Genomic DNA, 20,191 nt, shown 5'->3' with positions numbered 1-20,191 from the left:
GAGGTGTCGACGCGCGACCATCGCGCGAGCATGCCCTCGGGGTAGTAGGTGCCGTGCCTGAGCTTGGGTATCTCGAGCTCCACGTCGCCCACGGCGGTCTTGAGCGACCTGGGGCGGTAGCCGTTGCGGCTGTTCTCCCTGCCGTCGCTGCGCTCGTTGCGGCCCGCGCCGCACATCTGCTGGGCCTCGGAGTCCATCAGCGCGTTCATCACGCCGCCCAGCACCCTGCACGCGAACTCGCGCGCGTCGCCGCACTCCTGCCAAAGCCTCGCCGCCTCGAGGGCCTCGTCGCGGCCGAGGCGCAGTACACTCTCTTCTTGGGGCATCGCCTTTCCTTCCATTCGTCACCTTCATTACTCCAACGACGAATTCTAGGCGGTGTCCCCTCCCTTTCAAGAAAGGGAAGAGGCGGGGTATGCCCCGCCTCTTACACCACATCTCTGCGCGCTACCTTTAAAGGGGGCTAGATAAATTGATTTTGAGCCCATTTTCGCTCAGAGCAGGCCGAAAAATATGACACCTCTTTTGCAACAGTACTCATATTTGGTATTTTTTGACCACAGGGTCCAAAACCATGCTCCAAAACACAAAAGGAGGGGCCTCGTAAGGCCCCTCCTTAGGAAAGGGAATCGATTTATTCCATAACCGTAGATTAATCCTAGCCGCTACTCCATCATGTCGAGGACGGAGGGGCGAAGCTCGTTCTCAGCAGCCTCGGGATCGGTTTCGCGCAGGCGGTTGATGTAGCGGTTGTACCACATCACGGCAAGGCCCAGGAAGACAACCACGCCGCCGACGTTGTAGACCAGCGTCAGCCACAGAGGCTGATCGAGCGGAATGGTGCCGCAGATAAGCACGAAGCAGAAGACCACAAGCAGGAATGCAGCAATAACCAGGCCAAAGGTGCGCGAACCCATGCGGAAGCCACGGGGAGCAGCGTCGAAGTTCTTGCGCAACATAAAGTAGGCAAGCAGGATCAGCAGCGGCGGGAGCAGAGCGGTGGCAGCCGTCATGTTGGTGACGATCATGAGCAGGTCGTCGAGGTTACCGGAGCCCAGGGCCGGGATGATCAGGATGGGGACGACGATGGCGAACTGCAGCCAGGCAGCGCGGGCAGGAATGCCGTGCTCGTTGAGCTCGACGATCTTGCTACCAAAGACGCCCTTGGGGATCTCGGTGAAGAACACCTTGATGGGAGCGGAGGTCCACATCATGCGGGAGCCCAGCGTAGCGGCGAGTAGGATCAGGCCGATGACGCGCGTAGACACTTCCATGGGAATGCCAAAGTGGGCAAAGACAGCGCCGAATACCTCGAAGATACCGGTGGAGATGGCAACGCCGCCCTCGGGGATGAACAGGTTAACCAGCAGCGAAGCGCCTGCATACAGAAGGCCGATGGTCAGACCGGCGATAACGACGGTGCGCACGAAGGCCTTGACGCCACCCTTAAGGTCGTTAAGGAACACGCCGACAGACTCAGCGCCGCCAACGCCCTGGATGATCCAGGCAAGCGTACCGAAGAAGCCCCACGCAGTTGCGAAGTTGCTCATGTCGGGAGCCATGTTAGCGGGAGTAGGAGCCGTAGCGAACTCAACGCCGCCAAAGGCAGCAGCCAGGGACAGCAGGATGAACACGGCGGTCAGGCCGAGAGCCGCGGTCGAACCGAAGGAGGAAATGGAGCCGATCCACTTAGCGCCCTTGGTCGAAACCCACGTGGCGATAGCAAAGACAACGATCTCGATAATGGTGATCCACAGCTGCGAAAGCTCGGCGTTGGCACCAAAGAACACGTAGCTCGCGTAGATGATGACGTTGGGCAGGACGGACGCAAAGAAGAACAGGTTAACGAACCAGTAGCTAAATGCCGTCAGGAACGCCCAGCGACCACCCATCGAGGTCTTAACCCATGCGTACACGCCCGACTCGGAGTCCTTGTTAAGGCCGACGAACTCGGCGGTAACCAGGGTATAGGGGACAAAGTACAAAAGCGTGGCGAAGAAGAACGACGGCGCGGCTGCTAAGCCGATGGCCGCGTTGTTGTTGATGATGTTCTTGATACCGAACACGGCGGCGACCGTCATGCCCAGCAGAGCGAACGAACCAATCGTTCCTCGTTTTTCAGAGCTCATAAGCCCTCCCAATCATCTATTAAATGTCATCTAAACCCGTCCGAGCTGCAAGTGCAAACACGGACGGCGCACCTGCTAAGGGGAATGGGGAAAAGGGAGTCAACAAAGCCATCCCCCTTAACGGCGCGAAGCAAACGTCCAGGCGGACGAATACTACTTGTTGGGGAAGGAATAACCTTCGACCGTCACGTGCAGTACCACGACGCGGGGATCCGCGGCATCGGCCACGACACGGTAGGCCTCGTCAATTTCGACGACGGCAACGCCGCCGGCGGGAATCGTCACGGTCTCCCCCGCCCCCTCAAAGCGCTCGCGATCATCGATATCGCTGTAAGCGCGGGTGCAGGTGAGGCCTGCCTTGGGGGCAACCTCGACGGTCAGGTCGCCGTCGAGCGGAGCGAGCACGGCATGGTAGCGACGGTGACCGACCAGGTCGGCGGTTGCGGCCTCGCGGGCATAGACCCACCAGTACACCAGCGAGTCGCCGATGGAGTACGCCACATCGTGCTGCAGTTCAGAAACGCCGTCGAGCGCCTGGCCGGTACGCATCCACTTCTTGACGGACTTCATCTGAGCGTCGAAATCGGCGCGCGAGTTAAAGACATGCATGGCTTATGCCTCCTTAATGGGTGCCAGCGCCTGAGCCAAATCGGCAGACGTCAGCGGTCGCAGGGACACCTCAAAGCTGAAGCTCTCAAAACGGGTGCGATAGGAATCGAGCACCTCGGAACCCCAAGAGTTCGAGCCAAGGCCGAGCAGCTGGTCGTTGATGTTAACCGTGACCGTGTCGCCCGGAACAAGGTCGTAGACGTGCTTGGCATTATCAATAGCCTCGCAGCTATAGGGCCATGCCGAGAACGAGAACGGGTTGGAAGCGGCGTCGGCCGGACGAGTCACCAGCACGCCACCACCGTGGCTAGAGCGCAGGGCAACCCAGCGGGTACCCTCGCGGTTGGCACAGTCCTGAGGCATAACGTAGGGCGTGAACATGTCGTCGACCGTAGTGCGGTAATGACCGACCGGGTTGGCACGCAGCGAGTCCGGATAGTTCTCGCCCGGGCCGTGGCCATACCACTCGACGGCACGATCGCAACCGGGAACCTCAAAGGAGATGCCGATGCGCGGGATAATGTCCGAATAGTCGCCGTAGGGCTCGCCGGAAACCTTGAGGTCGACGCGACCGCTCGGAAGCACGGTGTAGACAAGCTCGACGCGCATGCCGAACGCGCGGACGGGAGGAGCAATACGTTGGCTCACGGTAACGACGACCGCATTGCCGTCCTGCTTCCAAAAAACCTGGCGGGTGGACGTCTGCATTACATCAATGAAGTTGTCCTTCCACAGGGAGTCGTACTCCTGGGCGTGGTTGTCGACGAGCGGATGCCAAAAACCAACCTGGGGACCAGAGGCCATGACGTCACGGCCGGATGCCTTCCACTCGCTCACGGTGCCGTTTACCTTGCTGAAGGTCAGCTCGCCGTTGAGGGAGTGAATGCGAATCTCCTGCTCGGTCTCCTCGACCGTAAGCTCAGGACGAGTGGGAGCCGCAATGGCCGGTGCCGGATGGTTTGCGATGGCAAACTGGTTTGCGCCCAGTTGGAACATCGGCTCGCACCAGACGTGAGCGGCCATGGTGTAGGCGCGCACAGTCAGCAGGGTCTCGCCTACCGCGGCCTCGTGAATCACCAGCGGAAGCTGGACGGACTCACCGGGGGCAACCGCACCGGGCATGAGCGTCTTGCGGCAGACCACGTCGCCGTCCACCAGGGTCTCCGCCGACAGGCAAACATCCTCGAGGGTGGTAAACCAGCGCTTGTTGGTGACAGTCAGCTCGCCCGCCTCGGCGTCATAAGCCATGCGAACCGGGCAGATGACCTGGCCGTACTCGGTAAGGCCCGGGCTCGGCTGCTGCCAGGGGAACACCATGCCATCGATGCAGAAGTTGCTGTTGTTGGGGTAATCGCCGTTGTCGCCGCCATACATATCGTAGGCAATGCCGTCCTCGGTCACAGCAGCCAGACCGTGGTCGCACCATTCCCAGATAAACTGGCCTTGGATGCAATCCCAGCGATCGAAGACCTCCTGATACTCGGACAGGCCTCCGGGGCCGTTGCCCATGGAGTGACCGTACTCGCAATTGATGCGCGGCTTGGGGAACGGATGCTCACCAAAGTCGTTCATCTGCGACACACGGGAGTACATCGTGGAAATGACGTCGACGGTATCGGCGTTGCGGTCCTCCTCGTAGTGGACCGGACGACCATCGAGCTCGTGAGCCTTGGCGTACATCGCGCGGATGTTGCAGCCATAGCCGCTCTCGTTGCCCAGCGACCACATGATGATGCACGCGTGGTTGCGCTCCTGCATCACCAGGCGCTCAATACGGTCGACGTAGGCCGGCTCCCATGCCGGGTCGTCGGTAACCAGGGCGATGTTGCCGATATTCTCGAAGCCGTGGCTCTCCATATCGGTCTCGGCGACCAGCATGATGCCATACTCATCACACAGCTCGTAGAAGCGCGGGTCATTGGCATAGTGAGAGGTGCGCACTGCGTTGATGTTGTGCTGCTTCATGAGCTCCAGGTCGCGGCGCATGCGATCGAGGCCCACGGCGCGGCCCTTGTGATCGTCGTGATCGTGGCGGTTGACGCCATGCATTTTAAAGTAAGTGCCGTTGAGGTAGATATGATTGCCCTCGACCGTCACCTCGGCAAGACCCTGGCGATGCGGGACGTACTCGCTCACCTTGTCGTCGTCGTAGACCTCAAACGTAAGATCGTAGAGGAAGGGGTCCTCGGGATTCCAGAAGTGGGCATCGGTCACGCTGCACTCGGCATGGCTGTCGACGCACTCACCCGTAGCCACCACGTTCTCGCCATCGCTGAGCGTAAACACAACGCGGGAAGCGCCCTCGGCAACCGTATCGAGCGTGATCAGAGCGGCATCGCCCTCGCGGTGCGTGCGGAACCTAAAGTCGACCAGGTGCGCGGCGGGACGCTGCATAAGGTACACATCGCGGAAGATGCCCGAGGCCCACCACATGTCCTGATCCTCGATGTAGCTGCCATCGCTGTACTGCAGGACCTTGACCGCAAACAGGTTGTCGCCCTCGACGAGCGCGTCGGTCACGTCGAACTCGGCAGACAGGCGCGAACCCTTGGTCATGCCGATATACTGACCGTTGACGTACAGCTCGCCATAGCTCTCGATGCCGTCGAAGCGAATGATCTCGCGAGCGCCGGCAGGAACGGCGGGAAGGTTGACGATGCGCTGGTAGACGCCCGTGGGGTCGTCGGAGGGAACGAACGGCTGATCAACCGGGAACGGGAAACCCTCGTCGGTGTAGGCAAGGTTGCCATAGCCGTCCACCTGCCACAGGTGCGGAACCTCCACGTGATCCCACTCGGGCTTGTACGTGGAGAGTTCCTCGTTGGAGACGGCAGCGGGGCCCTCAAAGAGGCGGAACTGCCACGAGCCGGACAGCTGGACAAACCCGCGCGACAGCTCGCGGCTGTACGTTGCAGCGAGATCGGCGGTCTCGTAACCCATAAAGTACGCATGGGGTGCCAGGCGGTTCCTGTGGGTGAGCGCTTGGTTTTCCCAATCGTTAATGGCGTCCATGGTGATGCTCCTTCATCATCGTAGTGATTCTTGTGCAACCGGTTGTCCTTATCTTACGGGCGATGCAAAATACTGTGCAACCGGTTGTCCGCTGAACGGTCGATTTGGCCGGGTTAACGGTGCAACCGGTTGTACAATCGCAACACTTATGTCACCCTGAGTATCGAAACTCAGCACAAGACATCGTTCTTAAGCTCGTAGGCAACCTCCACGCCCGCTGATATCTCACCCACACGAGACGTATTCGATTTCGGCTTGGTTGTAAAACGACACCGGTCACCGGATATCATGAACGCTGTTCAGGCGCACTATAGTAAGCTGTATCCGCACTAGCCCGTATCAGTGACAACATCGACCGCATTTTCCAGGAGACGCCATGACACAACCAGTTCGCACCGCACCTACGCTTGCCGAGGTTGCCGCAGCTGCCGGCGTGTCGCGCTCCACGGCATCGCGCGCCCTCAACGATTCGCCCCGCATTAGCGAGGAAACCAAAAAGCGCGTCCGCGCGGCGGCCAAGGAAGTCAATTTTGTCCCCAACGCTCGTGGCCGAGCGCTCGCTGTCGGGCGCACGGAAATCATCGCCGTGCTCGTGACCGAGCCTCTGAGTGAACTCTTCAGCGACCCCACCTATAGCGAGTTTTTGAGCGGCATTACCGAGGAACTGTCGGAGTCGTCCTATCTGCCCGTTATCTTGCAGGCGTCTTCTACGCATGAGCGCAACCGCGCACGCGAGCACTTTGAGCGCCGCTCGTTCGACGCCGTGATCGACGTCTCCCCCTACAAGGGCAGCGAGCTGCTCGAGGTACTGTGCGAGCTGGGCGTACCCACCGTGTTGTGCGGCCAGCTCGAGGGCCACCCCTATCGCGATGTGTTCTCGACAGTCTACTCTGACGACGAAGAGGGCGGACGCTTTGCGGCACTCGCCATAAAGGATCGCGGGCGCAAAGATATCGTCGCCGTGTTGGGACCGCAAGACAACCCCGCTGTTGCCGACCGCCTGCGCGGCTACCGCGCCGTCTTGGGCGAAGACCTCCCAGACGCAAACGTTATCTATACCGGCTGGAACAGCGGAGACGGCTATCAGGCCATGCACCAGATTCTCGCGCGCGAGATCGCTTTCGATGGCGTGCTCTGCGGATCGGACCGTATCGCGGCTGGCGTCATCACCGCACTCAACGAGGCAGGCCTATCCGTTCCTGCGGACGTTTCTGTCGTCGGCTTCGACGATCACGAGATTGCGGCGCGCTGCGTCCCCGCGCTCACGACCGTCCGCCAGCCCCTGCGCGAAGAAGGACACATGGCCGCCAACATTGCGCTCGACATGATCAAGGGTGCCGAGCCCACCACCTCCGTGATGCACATGCAGCTGATCCAGAGAGACTCGCTATAAGAAACTGGGGCAGGTTTTCTGCCAGACAGTTGTTGCGGAAAGCCTGCCCCGTTTTGAGCGCTCATTCTGGGGCACAGTTTCCGTTAGACAGCTCAACCGGAAACTGTGCCCCATTATTTGGCTGGATTCTGGGACGCAGTTTCCCAAAGGGGCCTGTTTGGGAAACTGCGACCCGTTCTGGACGCAAATTCCGGGTCGTAGTTTCCGCGACGCCCAGTCAACCTATGCCCTCGCAACGCCCGCGCATAAAAAACGAGGGAAGGCACGCGTCCTTCCCTCGTTACAGGCAATATGTAGCCGCTTCCCTACATCAGGCGCAGACTGACGTCCTTGAGCTGGGCGCCGCTAACGGCACTCGGAGCGCCCGACATAAGGTCGGAGCCGCTGGCCGTCTTGGGGAACGCCATGACGTCGCGGATGGAGTCGGAACCGGTGAGCAGCATGCACACGCGGTCCAGGCCCAGAGCGAAACCGCCCATCGGGGGCGCACCAAACTTGAGGGCCTCCATGAGGAAGCCGAACTGAGACTCGGCACGCTCCTCGGTAAAGCCCAGGAGCTTGAGCATGGACATCTGCATCTCGGCGTTGTGGATACGCATACCGCCGCCGCCGGCCTCAAAGCCGTCCATGACAAAGTCGTAGGTGCAAGAACCGGCTGCCAACGGGTCGGCCTCGATCTTGGCGATGTCGGTCTCGGTCGGCAGGGTGAAGGGCTGGTGCTCGGCGGCATAGGCCTTACGGTCCTCATCCCAGTGGAACAGCGGGAAGTTGACGACCCACAGGAAGTCGTGGCCCTCGCGCTTGATCTCGAGCGCGTTGGCCATGTGGGAACGCATGCCGCCCAGGATCTCGTCAGAGAGCAGGCGCGGGCCGGCGGCGAACATCACAAGGTCGCCGGGCTCGACGTCCATGCGCTCGCGCAGAGCCGCCATCTCCTCGTCCGAGAAGAACTTGACGATGGGGCTGTTGATAGAGCCGTCCTCGCGGAAGGCGATCCAAGCCAGACCCTTGGCGCCAAACGTGGAGGCCACGCCGGCAAGCTTATCGATCTTGGCACGTGCCCAGGCACCGGCACCCTTGGCGTTGATGGCCTTGACGACAGAGCCCTCCTCGTTTGCGGCGGTCGCAAAGACCTTGAACTTGGAGTTGGCGAAGATGTCGGTCAGGTCGACCAAATGCATGCCATAGCGGGTATCGGGCTTGTCGGAGCCATAGGTGTCCATGGCATCCCAGTAGTTCATGCGACGCAGCGGCGTGGGCATCTCGACGCCCATGCGGCCGAAGGCATCGGACAGAACCTCCTCGAGCGCGCTCATGACATCGTTCTGGTCCACGAAGGACATCTCGATATCGACCTGAGTGAACTCGGGCTGGCGGTCGGCACGCAGGTCCTCGTCGCGGAAGCACTTGGCAACCTGGTAGTAGCGCTCGACGCCACCGACCATGAGCAGCTGCTTCAGGAGCTGCGGGGACTGCGGCAGGGCGTAGAAGTTACCCGGCTGGATGCGGCTGGGGACGATGAAGTCGCGGGCGCCCTCGGGCGTGGACTTGAACAGGGAGGGCGTCTCGACCTCCATGAACTCACGGTTGTGCAGCGCCTCGCGAATGGCAAAGGTGAAGTCGGAGCGCAGCTTGAGGTTGGCCATCATTTCGGGACGACGGAGGTCCAGATAGCGATAGCGCAGGCGGGTGTCCTCGCTGGTCTCGATGCCGTCCTCGATCTGGAACGGCGGGGTGACGGACGTGTTGAGCACCTCGGCGTGGTCGGTCAGGACCTCGATCTCGCCGGTCGCGAGCTTGGTGTTGGTGGTCTCCTCGCCACGGGAGCGCACGACGCCGTGGATCTTGATGGGCCACTCGGGACGCATGGTCTCGGCGATCTTAAAGGCGTCGCCGTCGGAGTGCTCGGGGTCGAAGGTGAGCTGCGTGATGCCCTCGCGGTCGCGAAGATCGCAGAAGATAAGGCCGCCGTGGTCGCGGCGACGGCTCACCCAACCGGTGAGGGTGACCTCTTCGCCCACGTTCTCGCGGCGAAGCTCGCCGCAGGTACGGGTGTGCATGGAATGCTCGTCGATGGGACGGGTCTGGCTCATACCAGTGATCCTCCTTTATGGATCTGTGCCGCCCCGTGTCGTTCCGGGCGGCGTCGTACAGATTTGCCCAGCCTGCGTAAACCGCGCAGCCAGACATGGCGTTATATCTTATCGCACCTGTGTCGATGTGCCGCGGAAAAGTAGCTCCTGCCCAAAGACTTGACGGAGACGAAACAATTGACGCACCGCGGCACCCGCCCGCGCTCGTCACGTGCGACAATATGCCCCAATAAAACAGCACTTGGAAAGGCCCGTCATGACTGCACGCCTCATTGTTATGGATATCGACTCCACGCTCATCAACCAGGAGGTCATCGATCTTTTGGGCGAGGAGGCAGGCGTGGGCGAGCAGGTGGCGCAGATCACCGAACGCGCCATGCGCGGCGAGCTGGACTTTAAGCAAGCGCTCGAGGAGCGCGTGGGGCTGCTTGCCGGCTTGGATGAGAGCGTGTTCGAGCGCACTTTTGAGCGCGTGACATTTACCCCCGGCGCGTTAGAGCTTGTGCGCTCGGCGCACAGCAAGGGCTGGAAGGTCGGCGTGGTGAGCGGCGGCTTCCACGAGGTCGCCGACAAGATCGTGGCCGCCGCGGGCATCGATTTTTGCCTGGCTAACCGCCTAGAGGTCGTGGACGGCAAGCTCACCGGTAAGCTGGCGGCAGACATCGTGACCAAGGAATCCAAGCTCATCCGGCTGCTGGATTGGGCAGTCGAGTGCGGTGTCGATATGGCCCACACCGTCGCGATCGGCGACGGGGCAAACGATATCCCTATGATTCAGGCCGCGGGCACGGGCATCGCGTTTTGTGCCAAGCCCAAGACGCGCGAAGCCGCCCCGTTTGCCATCGACGAGCGCAACCTGATGCTCGCCATGGACATCATCCTGCGCGACTAGTCGATCCGTCTAACAATTGAATCAGTCTGTCCTATAGTTTCCGAACAATTTTGTTTTAGTGTTCGGAAACATACCTTTGAGTGCTAGACTTTGCGCCGTCGAAGGGAACATATATGGATAAGCGAGATCTTGAGCAGTTGCTGAGCGATGTTGCCGACGGAGCAGTCGCCCCGGCAGTCGCCCTCACACGCATCCAGACGGCGCCGACCGCCGATCTGGGTTTTGCGCAGCTCGATCTTTCGCGCGGGGTGCGCCAGGGAGCCGGCGAGGTTGTCTACGGTGCCGGTAAAACCGCCGAGCAGATTGCCGCCATTATCGAAGCGCTGCGCGATGCCGGTCAGGAGCGCATCCTGGTCACGCGCCTGGACAGCGAAAAAGCAGCCCGCACCTCGGAGCTCCTCGGCAACGGCATCGACCTGGGGTATATCCCGAACGCACAGCTCGCCCTCGTGGGCGGCAAGCCCTCCCCTACTGGCAACGGACGCATCGTCGTCGCCTGCGCCGGCACGAGCGACTTGCCCGTCGCCGAGGAAGCCGCGTTGACGGCCGAGTTCTATGGCAACGAGGTCGACCGCCTCTACGACGTAGGCGTCGCCGGCCTGCACCGCCTGCTCGCGCATGCCGAGGAACTTGCTCAGGCACAGGTGGTCATCGCCATCGCCGGCATGGAGGGCGCACTGGCGAGCGTCGTCGGCGGTCTGGTGAGCTGTCCGGTCATCGCCGTCCCCACCAGCGTGGGCTATGGCGCGAGCTTTGGCGGCGTGGCCGCACTGCTCGCCATGCTCAACTCCTGCGCCAGCGGCGTTTCGGTCGTCAATATCGACAACGGCTTTGGTGCCGCCTACCAGGCAAGTCTTATCAATCATCTGAGCGCCGGCACGCCCTGCGCCCGTTAAGGAGCATTTCATGTCCAACCATCAGCACACGCTTATCATCGACGGCACCTCGGGCATCAGTGGCGACATGACCGTCGCGGCCCTGCTCGACCTGGGCGCCAGCGAGGAGCACCTGCGCGAACAGCTCGCCACACTGCCGGTCGACGGCTTTACAATCGCCGTCACGCGTGCAAACAAGCATGGCATCGACGCCTGCGATTTCGACGTCCAGCTTGCAGAGGAGCTCGAGAACCACGATCACGATATGGCCTGGCTCTACGGCAACGAAGCAACTGCCGAGCACACGCACGAACATGAGCACCACCATCATGACCACGACGAGCACGAGCACGAGCACACACACGAGCATGACCATGAGGCCCACGGCCATGGCCACGAGGGCCATCATCACGCCCACCACCACCATCGTTCTTTGGCGGACGTCACCGCCATCATCGACGGCTCGCAGCTAAGCGATGGCGCCAAGCGTCGTGCGCTCGCCATCTTTACTGCGCTCGCCGCCGCCGAGGCCAAGGCCCACGGCAAAACGCCCGAGACCGTCATGTTCCACGAGGTAGGCGCCGTCGATTCCATCGTCGACGTCTGCTCGGTCGCCATCTGCCTCGATGACCTGGGTATTGAGGACATCGTTGTCGAGTCGCTTTCCGAGGGCCACGGAACCATCCGCTGCGCCCACGGCCCCATGCCCATCCCGGTGCCCGCCGTCGTCAACCTATGCCAAGCGGGCAATATCGCCCTCACGCCCGCGCCGGTCGCCGGCGAGCTCGTGACGCCCACGGGCGCCGCCATCGTCGCCGCACTGCGTACGACCGAGCACCTGCCGGCCCGCTACCGCATCGAGGCCGTCGGCTACGGCGCCGGTAAGCGCCCCTACGAGGGCTGCTCTGGCACGCTCCGTTGCCTGCTCGTTCACGTGGATGCATAGCCATGGATGCCCGCAAAGAAAAAAGCCGCGCTGCTATTGTCACGGCGTTTTCCGAGCTCCTTCGCGAGGAGGACTACGGCAAGATCACCGTCGGCGACATCATCGCGCGCGCTCACGTAGGCCGCGCGACATTCTACGGCCTCTTTAAGAGCAAAGACGACCTACTGTCCGAGCTCGTGAGCGATATCTGCACCCACGCCCTCGATGACGATGGCACACCGCTCGACGACCCACTCGTGCAGATCGAGCATATTCTCAACAATCTCTGGGAGCGTCGCCAGGGCGTCCGAGCCCTCGTAGCCGGCGCCGGCTCACGCGTCTTCGCCGACTGTTTACGCAAGACCATCATGTCACGAGCAGCCGAAACCGTCCCCGCCGACCCCACAGGCCCCGCTGGCACCATGGACCGCAGTTTCTTACTACACCACATAGCCTCAAGCTTCGTAGGAATGGTCCAATGGTGGGCCTGGCACAACTTCGAAGCCCCAAAAGAGGACGTAGCCAAAGACTACCTATCAGCCATAAAACCCCTCTTCAACTAAGTAAGAAGCTCATCCCAAAGCATCGCCCCAACCCAGGCCGCCACGCATCCCAAAGTATCACTCGCGCTTCAACGCCCCCAACAGCAACAAGCCCCTCCCATCCAAATTCAGATTTATATTTTGGATTGCTTGCTCAAGCGCAACAAAGACCCCGCAGCTGTCCGCATGGGGTAACTTCCCAGCGCACTCCGCAGGACGCAAAAAGGCTCGCCGCACGAAGTGCGCAGCGAGCCTTTTTGCGTCCTGCGGAGTGCGCTGGGAAGTTACCCCATGCGGACAGCGGACAACTATGTAGCCTTGGACTAGAACATGCCCAAGAAACCGTGCACAAACAGTGCGGCCAGAGCGGCACCGACAAACGGAGCGATGCCAGGAACAAGCAGGCCGTACTTCCAGTTGTTGTCAGCCTTGTTCTTGATCGGCAGCACCTGATAGGCCATGCGAGGACCAAGGTCACGAGCCTGGTTCATGGCGAAGCCGGTGATGCCGCCCATGCCCATGCCAACAGCCCAAACGATCAGACCGACGCAGATAGCGAGCATCAGAACGTTCTCGCCGGCGCGGTCAGCGGCAGCAAGGATGGCGCTGATGAACACGAAGGTGCAGATAGCCTCGCAGAAGAAGTTGCGGGCATAGTTCGTACCCTCGGTGGTGGGGTTGGTCGAGAAGATATTGCGCTGGGCAATGGGATCGACGACACCATCGGAAGCCTTGAACTCATCGGCATACATAAGCCAAGCGATTACGGCACCCGCAAAGCCGCCGAGCATATCGGCAATCATGAAGGGAATGCAGCTGCTCCACGGCACCAGGCCTACGATGCACTGGGCAAGCACCATGGCGGGGTTCATGCACACGGCGCCGCCAAAGATAAACAGAGCGACCGAGATGCCAAAAGACCAGGTGGTGATGGCAAACATGTGGCCGGAGCCCTGATACTTGGTGCCCTTAAGTACGGTATCGCAGTGTACGCCCACGCCAAAGATGATCATGAGGGCCGTTGCGCCGAATTCGCAGAGGAGTTTGGTAAGCATAAAACCTTATCTTTCTTGTCGGTTATAAACGATTCGTTTAGGCCGCGCACTAGTGCTGCGCGACGACAACGCCCAGGCCATCGGGAATGACGGCAACCTTGGCATCGGCACCCTTCATCTCAAAGGCGAGCTTGAGCGCCTCCTCGATAGTGTTGACCGGCGTCATGTGCATATCCTTGAGCATCTGGTGATCGCACAGGTCGGTGACCATGATCACGGGGTGATGCGCCAGGATGCGGGCAAAGATCTGGCTCGTCCACTGGTCGGGCAGGGTCTCGTCCTTAGGACGGTCGATGCAGGCGCGCTCAAACTCTGCCGGATCATTGTCGGCGATGTTGTGATAGAAGCCCTCGCCACCGTGACCGTCGGCACAGCCGGCGACGTCGATGATCACGCCGCCCTCGGGAAGCGTGGCCTCGGCAGAGCACATGCCCTTCACGGCCTGGTAGATGTTCTGGTCGAGCGGGTAGCCGCCGTTGGTGGTGATGGCAATCTCGCACTCGACGGGCTCAACGCCGGCAAGGCTCTTCACGAACTCGCAGCCAGCCTCGTGCGCCTTGTGGATATCGCCGGCAAAGGAGCCGATGACCTCGTGCTTGCCGTTGAGCACCACGTTAAGCACAAAGGCAAGGTGAGCCATCTCGGCGGCAGCAAACATGTCCTCGCTCACGTGGTTGTGGCACAGGTTGCCGGCACGCGAGTGGGAATCATTCACAAACTGACCGTTGTGGTTGTACATGATGGTCTTGTAGCTGGCGATGCCAGGCAGGACGGACTTGCGGCTACCAGAGAAACCGGCAAAGAAGTGCGGCTCAATAAAGCCCTCGGCAAGCAGCAGATCGCAATCGGCGGCAATCTTGTTGATGATGCACTCGCCACCAGAAGGCAGGGTGCCGATCTTTTTCATCATGCTGTCGTCAGTCGCGACGTGCATAACGATTTCCTCGTTGGCAACGATCTCCTCGCCGTACTTGTTGACGAGTTCCTCATGCGTCGACGGACGATGCATACCCGTAGCAACCAAAATGCGCACGCGAGCCTCGGGCGCAGCGGAATGGATGTGATGCAGCAGAATAGGCATCGTCACACGCGAGGGAACGGGACGCGTATGATCGGAGCTAATAATGACAATATCCTTCTTGCCAGCACAAAGCTCCTCGAGCGACGGCGAGCCATAAGGGTTGGCAAGCGACTCCTCTACCAGCTCTTCCTGCGATTTCGTGGTCTTAAACTCGTTTTGATGACCTTCCATCACACCCGCGAAGTTCTTATCCTCGAGCTCCAGATGCAACGTCTTGTGGTCAAACGGCAGTTCACATTCAAACAATGACGAGCGCCCTCTTCCTTTTCAACTGACACACTAGATAAACCGTTGGAAGGATACGCCGCTCACCGAAAAACACCACCGTCCACCGACTCATTAACACAACGTTCATATTTGACCCACAACAAAACGGCCACGATCCCAAACGGGACCGCAGCCGCCTGTCAAAGACACTATAGACAGGATGATTTACGCAGCGCCGAGGCAAACATCTAGTCCGAGACGTACGCACGTAAGCCATTTTGCATAAATCCGTTAATTAATTGCATAAGATGGCGCATGGATTTCTGGCCATAACTGGGTAGTACCCTCCGGAGCGTGCATTTTTGCGAGTATTCAGCATCGCGGGATAAGATTTTGGTGCCAAAAATCTTTCAAAAGGTAGATAGTCCTCATGACTCGACCCATCTGGATAGCATGCGGCGAGAAACCAGCCATATATGATCGTCGCCAAAGCCCAATCGTCGTGCAAAAGCATCAACAAAGGCAGCGAAAGCCGGCTATGGCCTTATGCATCAATCTTTGGCTGCTGAAAACTCCGTTTTTTGCACGTCGCCCCAAGCACCACCCTCACCCAGCGGCTGATCCGCCGAAGACCGGACATCGCAGGGCCCGCCATTAGTTTACTTTTAGGCACACTCCGCAGGACGCAAGAAGCCCTCGCCACACTCCACGCTATGCGCGAAGCGCGCCTTATTCCCTTCAGCTTTAATCCCAGAAGACCGAGGACGAAGGGATCCGATGGGTTTCCCTCTGAATGCACTCCGCAGCACGAAGCCCCCTTATCCGCAGCTCCGAAGGAACAGGATAAGGGGGCTTCAAGTGCGAGGACGCATTCAGAGGGAAACCCATCGGGTCCCGGTGAGAGCCACAGGGCTATCGATTACCCCGTGTTCTGCAGTCCTGCCGAGACGCCGGTCACAGTCGAAAGAATCAGGCTCATGTACTCGGCCTTCTTCTCCTCGGCCATCTCGTCCTGGTTCATACGCACCTCGCGAAGGGCGCGGACCTGGGCGATGGACAGGGCGTCGACGTAGGGGTTACGTACACGGACGGCGCAGCCGAGCACGCGACGGCGCTGCAGCGGCCACTCGTCACCGACGATGGCAAGGACCCACTTACGCGTGAGCTGCATCTCGGTAAAGACCTTCTCGGACAGATCCTGGCGGTCGCCCAGGTGCAGATACATCTTGGCGATGCGCTGGTCGGTCTTGGCGATCGACATCTCGATGTTGTCGATAAAGGTGCGGAAGAACGGCCACTCCTGGTAGGCAGCCTTGAGCTGGTCAAGATCGCCAAGCTGCTCGCAGGCGGTGCCCAGACCGTACCAAGCGGCCAGGTTAATGCGCGCCTGGCTCCAGCTGAAGATCCACGGGATGGTACGCAGGTCATCGAGCGACTTGGCGCCCAGACCGCGCTTGGCGGGACGCGAGCCGATCGGCAGCAGACCGACCTCGGTCAGCGGCGTCACGGTCGAGAACCACGGTGTAAAGTCCTCGGTGTTCAGCAGGTCCAGATAGCGTTCGTGGCTTGCAGTGTTGAGCTTCTCGGCCATATCCCAGAACTTCTGCGTGGTCTCGGTGTTGGTCTTCTCGACACTCGGGGCCGACTGCAAAAGCGTTGCGGCGGCAACGGACTCAACATGGCGCTGAGCCAGCGTGCGGTTGCCGTAACGGGCAAAGATGACTTCGCCCTGCTCGGTGAGCTTAAAGAAGCAGTTGACCGAACCCTTGGGCTGCGCCAGCACGGCCTTGTTGGCCGGGCCGCCGCCACGGCCCACGGCACCGCCGCGACCGTGCATGAGCACCAGGTCGATATCGTTCTTCTCTGCCCACTTGGCGATGCGCTCCTGCGCGGAGTGCAGCGCGAGCATGGCCGTGGTAGGACCGGCATCCTTGGAAGAGTCGGAATAGCCCAGCATGACCTCCATGCGGCGGTTGGTCTGGGCAAGGCGCTTTTGCACCACGGGCAGCGTAAGCATCTGGTCGAGCACGTCAACGCAGCCCTCGAGGTCCTCGAGCTGCTCGAACAGCGGGATCACGTCGAGCTCGGGAACGTCTTCCTCGTGTGCGAAGGACAGGTGGGCCAGCTCAAAGACGTCGGCCACATGCTGGGCACTCTTGGTAAACGAGATGATGTAGCGGTGTGCCATCTTCTTGCCGTAGCGCTTTTGGATGGAACCGATGGCACGGAAGGTGTCGATGACCTCGCGCGTCATGGGCTGCAGGTCACCATGGATACCGTTCTCGTGGATATCCTTGAGGGCGCGGGCGTGCACCACGGAGTGCTGACGGAACTCCATCTCGACCATATGGAAGCCGAAGGACTCGACCTGCCAGATGATGGTTTGGACCGGACCGTAGGCGGCACGGACGGCACCGCAGGCAGCAAGCGAACGCTGGACGACGCGCAGGTCATCCAGGAACTCGTCGGCGCTGTGGTACATGGTGTCGGTGATGCGGCGCACGGTGGCGTTCAGGCGGTCGGCCATGACGAGCATGACGGCGCGATGCGGCTCGTGCTCGGAGATCAGCTCGGCGCGGGCCGTGTAACGAGGGCTCATCTCGACCTGATGGTTCCACAGGTTGATGAGCTCGGCAGACGGCTTGCTGTAGGTGGCCTCGAGCGTGAGGTTGCGGCCGATGCGGCGGCACTTGTCCTCGAGCTTGAGCACCATGTGGGTAAAGTACTTGGCGGCGACCTCACGGCTCACCTTGGCGGTGACGTTGGGGTTACCGTCGCGGTCGGAACCGATCCAGCTGCCGGGATGGAAGAACGCCGGGCACAGCGGCGGCACGGTACCGGCCTTGTCGCCCAGCACCCAGTCGTCAAAACGACGATAGATGACGGGGATAACGTCGAACAGCGTGTTATCAAAGATGTCGATGATGGTATCGGCTTCCTCGACCGGCGTGGGCTTCTTGAGCGCGATGGGGCTCGTACGCACCAGGGCGTCGATCTCCTGCAGCATATGGCGCTCGTTCTCCACCAGGTCGGAGCCGCCCAAACGCGGACGCTCCTCCAGCAGGTTGGAGATACGGCGAATCTTGCCCTCGACGGCCTTACGACGGGCCTCGGTGGGATGTGCGGTAAAGACAGGGTGGAACTCGAGCTTGCCGAGCAGCTCATTGGCACCCTCGACGCCCATCTCGTTTACCAACTGGTGATAGGCGACGGTGAGTTCGTTGGCGGGATCGACCTCGGTATCGGTCGATGCGCCGGCCTCGCGCTCGCGCAGCTGCGCCACACGGTAGTTCTCCTCCGACAGGTTTGCCAAGTGGAAGAAGCTCGTAAAGGCGCGAACGATGACCTGCTGCTTATCAAGCGGCAGGCTGTCAATCAAATCGACGACTTCGCGAAACGCCACGGCGGTGGGCTCGTCGGCAGTGGGCACGCCCTGTTCGTCAACGGACTCGTCGGCAGCGCGGCTACCGGGGTTGCCAGCATTGGCCACAATCTCGGCTGTCAAAATCTTGTCGAACAGGTCCGCGATCTCGGGATCATACTCGCTAAGCACACGACGTTCCAGGCGCAGGAACAGCGCCAGATTATCGCGCAGCTCCTCGGGGATCTCGATCTCGGCGAGACGCTCCCTGGACTCGGCATTCGAGCCGATTCGGTTAACGAGGCGGTTGACCACGGCAGCGACGCGCGCCGCGGCTTCGGGTACAGACTGGTTGCTTAGGTTCTCAGCCACGTTTCCTCCCATTCCTCCTTCTATGCACGTAACATGCGGTATTCATTATAGGCGCTTGAGAAATACTTTCGACACTGATTGCGCTTTACCACACAAAAGTATTTTCTGCATTGCAAGGGTTTTTGCCCCAAATGGTCGTATTTCTCGGTGGGCGGCATATGCAAACGAGGGCATTCCGCATAAATGCGAAACACCCCCGTAACAATAGCTCGTCGCGAGCGGGACATGTTAGCGGGTCCGCAGCTCAAAAATCATGCGCTACAGACGCTCGCGAACCGCCTCGACGACGTTGGCCAGATCGACGAGAACCTCGTCATGGCTCTGCATGTCGCGCACCTTGACCTTGCCGGCGGCAAGCTCGTCGCCGCCCAGGACCAGGATGAGCTTGGCGCCTACCTTATCGGCCTGCTTAAACTGGGCCTTGAGCGAACGGCCCTGATAGTCGGCCTCGGTCACAATCCCTGCGGCGCGAAGCTGCTGCGTAATGGCAAAGACGTTCTGACGCAGCTCCTTGCCGGCATTGGCGACGTAGACGCACGGGACCTCCTCGGCACCCAGGTCGCTGCCAAAGGCCTGCAGGGCCAGCAGGGCGCGCTCAAAACCGACGGCGAAGCCGACGCCTGCCGTGGGCTTGCCGCCCTCGAGCTCGACCAGACCGTCGTAGCGGCCGCCGCCGCCGATGGAGCCGACGCCGGCGCCAGGGGCCTCGACCTCAAAGACAGTACGGGTGTAGTAGTCCAGGCCGCGCACTAAGGTGGGATCCTCGACATACTCGATACCCGCCGCATCCAAATAGCGCTTGACCTGCTCGTAGTGCTCGCGGCACTCGTCGCACAGGTTGTCGCCCATCAGCGGGGCGTCGGCCATGATCTCACGGCAATGGTCGTTCTTGCAGTCGAAGGCGCGCAGCGGGTTGAGCTCGGCGCGCTCGCGGCACTCATCGCACATCTCGTCGGCGTGATCGAGGATAAACTGCTTGACCTGCTCGCGGTAAGCCGGACGGCACTGAGCGTCGCCCATCGAGTTAATGAGCAGACGAAGCTTGGAAAGATCGAAGCCCAGGCGCTTGTAAAACTCCATGAGCATGATGATGCACTCGGCGTCTGCCGCCGGATCGGGAGCGCCGAGCCACTCGATGCCCACCTGGTGGAACTGGCGCAGGCGGCCCTTCTGGGGACGCTCGCCGCGGAACATGGCCTCGGCGTAGTACGCCTTAAACGGCGTGGAGCCCTGGGGCACCAGATTGTTCTCGACGACAGCGCGCACCACGCCGGCCGTGCCCTCGGGGCGAAGCGCCAGGCGCTGCTTGGGCTTGAGTTTGGTGTCGGTGCCCTCGGTAAAGACGCGCTCCAGGTTGGCACCGCTGAACACGCGGAACATTTCCTTGCGCACGACGTCGGTCGACTGGCCGATACCGTGGACAAACACGTCCACCTGCTCGATCGCGGGCGTCTCGATGGGTTTAAAACCAAACGGCTCGAACACGCCGGCCGCAATCTGCTGCATCTTTTGCCAGGCGCGCATCTCGGCGCCGATAAGGTCGCGGGTTCCCTCCGCCTTCTGTGCCTGCATGGGCAAACACCTTTCTTTTGTATCGCGTCATAGGTAACGGTCATTATACGGCACAAATACAAACAGCGGCGCG

At 60.7% G+C, this 20,191-nt stretch carries 14 protein-coding genes; 5 read left to right on the top strand and 9 right to left on the bottom strand.

The genetic code is table 11. The annotated features are described in order from the left end of the window. The 4 genes from HMPREF9463_RS02095 to HMPREF9463_RS02080 form a co-directional block, all read right to left on the bottom strand. Positions 1-341 (bottom strand): transposase (locus HMPREF9463_RS02095; protein ID WP_198019913.1); only part of this gene is annotated, 341 nt, incomplete at its 3' end. A gap of 324 nt (positions 342-665) precedes the next feature. Further along, positions 666-2,129: an amino acid permease gene (locus tag HMPREF9463_RS02090; protein WP_035136854.1), complete on the bottom strand. Its 1,464-nt coding sequence runs from the start codon at positions 2,127-2,129 to the stop codon at positions 666-668. 153 nt (positions 2,130-2,282) lie between these two features. Then, positions 2,283-2,738 (bottom strand): NanQ anomerase/TabA/YiaL family protein, encoded by a 456-nt coding sequence (locus HMPREF9463_RS02085; protein WP_035136853.1) that lies wholly within the window; start codon positions 2,736-2,738, stop codon positions 2,283-2,285. A gap of 3 nt (positions 2,739-2,741) precedes the next feature. Then, on the bottom strand, positions 2,742-5,750 hold the full coding sequence (locus HMPREF9463_RS02080) for a glycoside hydrolase family 2 TIM barrel-domain containing protein (protein WP_052044011.1): 3,009 nt from the start codon (positions 5,748-5,750) through the stop codon (positions 2,742-2,744). A gap of 376 nt (positions 5,751-6,126) precedes the next feature. Between HMPREF9463_RS02080 and HMPREF9463_RS02075 the strand changes: the two genes are divergently transcribed. Next, positions 6,127-7,143 carry a LacI family DNA-binding transcriptional regulator gene (locus HMPREF9463_RS02075; protein WP_035136851.1) on the top strand — a complete coding sequence of 339 codons (1,017 nt, stop codon included), beginning with the start codon at positions 6,127-6,129 and terminating at the stop codon, positions 7,141-7,143. Positions 7,144-7,448: 305 nt separating this feature from the next. On the opposite strand, the gene aspS is transcribed toward HMPREF9463_RS02075, so the two are convergent. Further along, complete coding sequence (aspS, locus tag HMPREF9463_RS02070) at positions 7,449-9,236, bottom strand: aspartate--tRNA ligase (RefSeq protein WP_035136850.1); 1,788 nt, start codon at positions 9,234-9,236, stop codon at positions 7,449-7,451. 256 nt (positions 9,237-9,492) lie between these two features. Here aspS and serB point away from each other — a divergent pair, with 256 nt between their 5' ends. The 4 genes from serB (at position 9,493) to HMPREF9463_RS02050 (ending at position 12,491) form a co-directional block, all read left to right on the top strand. Then, positions 9,493-10,128, top strand: a complete 636-nt coding sequence (gene serB / locus HMPREF9463_RS02065; protein WP_035136849.1) for a phosphoserine phosphatase SerB — start codon at positions 9,493-9,495, stop codon at positions 10,126-10,128. Between the two features lie 113 nt (positions 10,129-10,241). Further along, positions 10,242-11,024, top strand: a complete 783-nt coding sequence (larB, locus tag HMPREF9463_RS02060) for a nickel pincer cofactor biosynthesis protein LarB (RefSeq protein ID WP_035136848.1) — start codon at positions 10,242-10,244, stop codon at positions 11,022-11,024. A 10-nt stretch (positions 11,025-11,034) separates the two neighbouring features. Further along, complete coding sequence (locus HMPREF9463_RS02055; protein ID WP_035136847.1) at positions 11,035-11,949, top strand: nickel pincer cofactor biosynthesis protein LarC; 915 nt, start codon at positions 11,035-11,037, stop codon at positions 11,947-11,949. 2 nt (positions 11,950-11,951) lie between these two features. After that, entirely contained in the window at positions 11,952-12,491 is a 540-nt protein-coding gene (locus HMPREF9463_RS02050) for a TetR/AcrR family transcriptional regulator (RefSeq protein ID WP_035136846.1), read from the top strand. A 302-nt stretch (positions 12,492-12,793) separates the two neighbouring features. Here the strand turns inward: HMPREF9463_RS02050 and larD are convergent, their stop codons facing one another. The 4 genes from larD to hisS form a co-directional block, all read right to left on the bottom strand. Further along, positions 12,794-13,525, bottom strand: coding sequence for a D/L-lactic acid transporter LarD (gene larD / locus HMPREF9463_RS02045; RefSeq protein ID WP_035136845.1), 732 nt, complete (start codon positions 13,523-13,525; stop codon positions 12,794-12,796). A gap of 49 nt (positions 13,526-13,574) precedes the next feature. Continuing rightward, the gene (gene larA, locus HMPREF9463_RS02040) at positions 13,575-14,852 is read right to left on the bottom strand and encodes a nickel-dependent lactate racemase (RefSeq protein WP_035136844.1); all 1,278 of its coding nucleotides are present in this window, start codon (positions 14,850-14,852) and stop codon (positions 13,575-13,577) included. Between the two features lie 880 nt (positions 14,853-15,732). Further along, entirely contained in the window at positions 15,733-18,546 is a 2,814-nt protein-coding gene (locus HMPREF9463_RS02035) for a phosphoenolpyruvate carboxylase (RefSeq protein ID WP_369796785.1), read from the bottom strand. Between the two features lie 258 nt (positions 18,547-18,804). Further along, positions 18,805-20,118, bottom strand: coding sequence for a histidine--tRNA ligase (gene hisS, locus HMPREF9463_RS02030; RefSeq protein WP_035136843.1), 1,314 nt, complete (start codon positions 20,116-20,118; stop codon positions 18,805-18,807). Positions 20,119-20,191 lie beyond the last annotated feature (73 nt).

The sequence above is a fragment of the Collinsella sp. 4_8_47FAA genome (genome assembly GCF_000763055.1).
Taxonomy (GTDB): domain Bacteria; phylum Actinomycetota; class Coriobacteriia; order Coriobacteriales; family Coriobacteriaceae; genus Collinsella.
This window is presented reverse-complemented; position numbering and strand designations above follow the sequence as displayed.

Coding starts and splice junctions, on each gene's coding strand:
- HMPREF9463_RS02085 (WP_035136853.1), bottom strand. CDS start 2,738: ATGCATGTCTTTAACTCGCGCGCCGATTTCGACGCTCAGATGAAGTCC.
- serB (WP_035136849.1), top strand. CDS start 9,493: ATGACTGCACGCCTCATTGTTATGGATATCGACTCCACGCTCATCAAC.
- HMPREF9463_RS02090 (WP_035136854.1), bottom strand. CDS start 2,129: ATGAGCTCTGAAAAACGAGGAACGATTGGTTCGTTCGCTCTGCTGGGC.
- hisS (WP_035136843.1), bottom strand. CDS start 20,118: ATGCAGGCACAGAAGGCGGAGGGAACCCGCGACCTTATCGGCGCCGAG.
- HMPREF9463_RS02075 (WP_035136851.1), top strand. CDS start 6,127: ATGACACAACCAGTTCGCACCGCACCTACGCTTGCCGAGGTTGCCGCA.
- HMPREF9463_RS02055 (WP_035136847.1), top strand. CDS start 11,035: ATGTCCAACCATCAGCACACGCTTATCATCGACGGCACCTCGGGCATC.
- larD (WP_035136845.1), bottom strand. CDS start 13,525: ATGCTTACCAAACTCCTCTGCGAATTCGGCGCAACGGCCCTCATGATC.
- HMPREF9463_RS02050 (WP_035136846.1), top strand. CDS start 11,952: ATGGATGCCCGCAAAGAAAAAAGCCGCGCTGCTATTGTCACGGCGTTT.
- larB (WP_035136848.1), top strand. CDS start 10,242: ATGGATAAGCGAGATCTTGAGCAGTTGCTGAGCGATGTTGCCGACGGA.
- HMPREF9463_RS02080 (WP_052044011.1), bottom strand. CDS start 5,750: ATGGACGCCATTAACGATTGGGAAAACCAAGCGCTCACCCACAGGAAC.
- aspS (WP_035136850.1), bottom strand. CDS start 9,236: ATGAGCCAGACCCGTCCCATCGACGAGCATTCCATGCACACCCGTACC.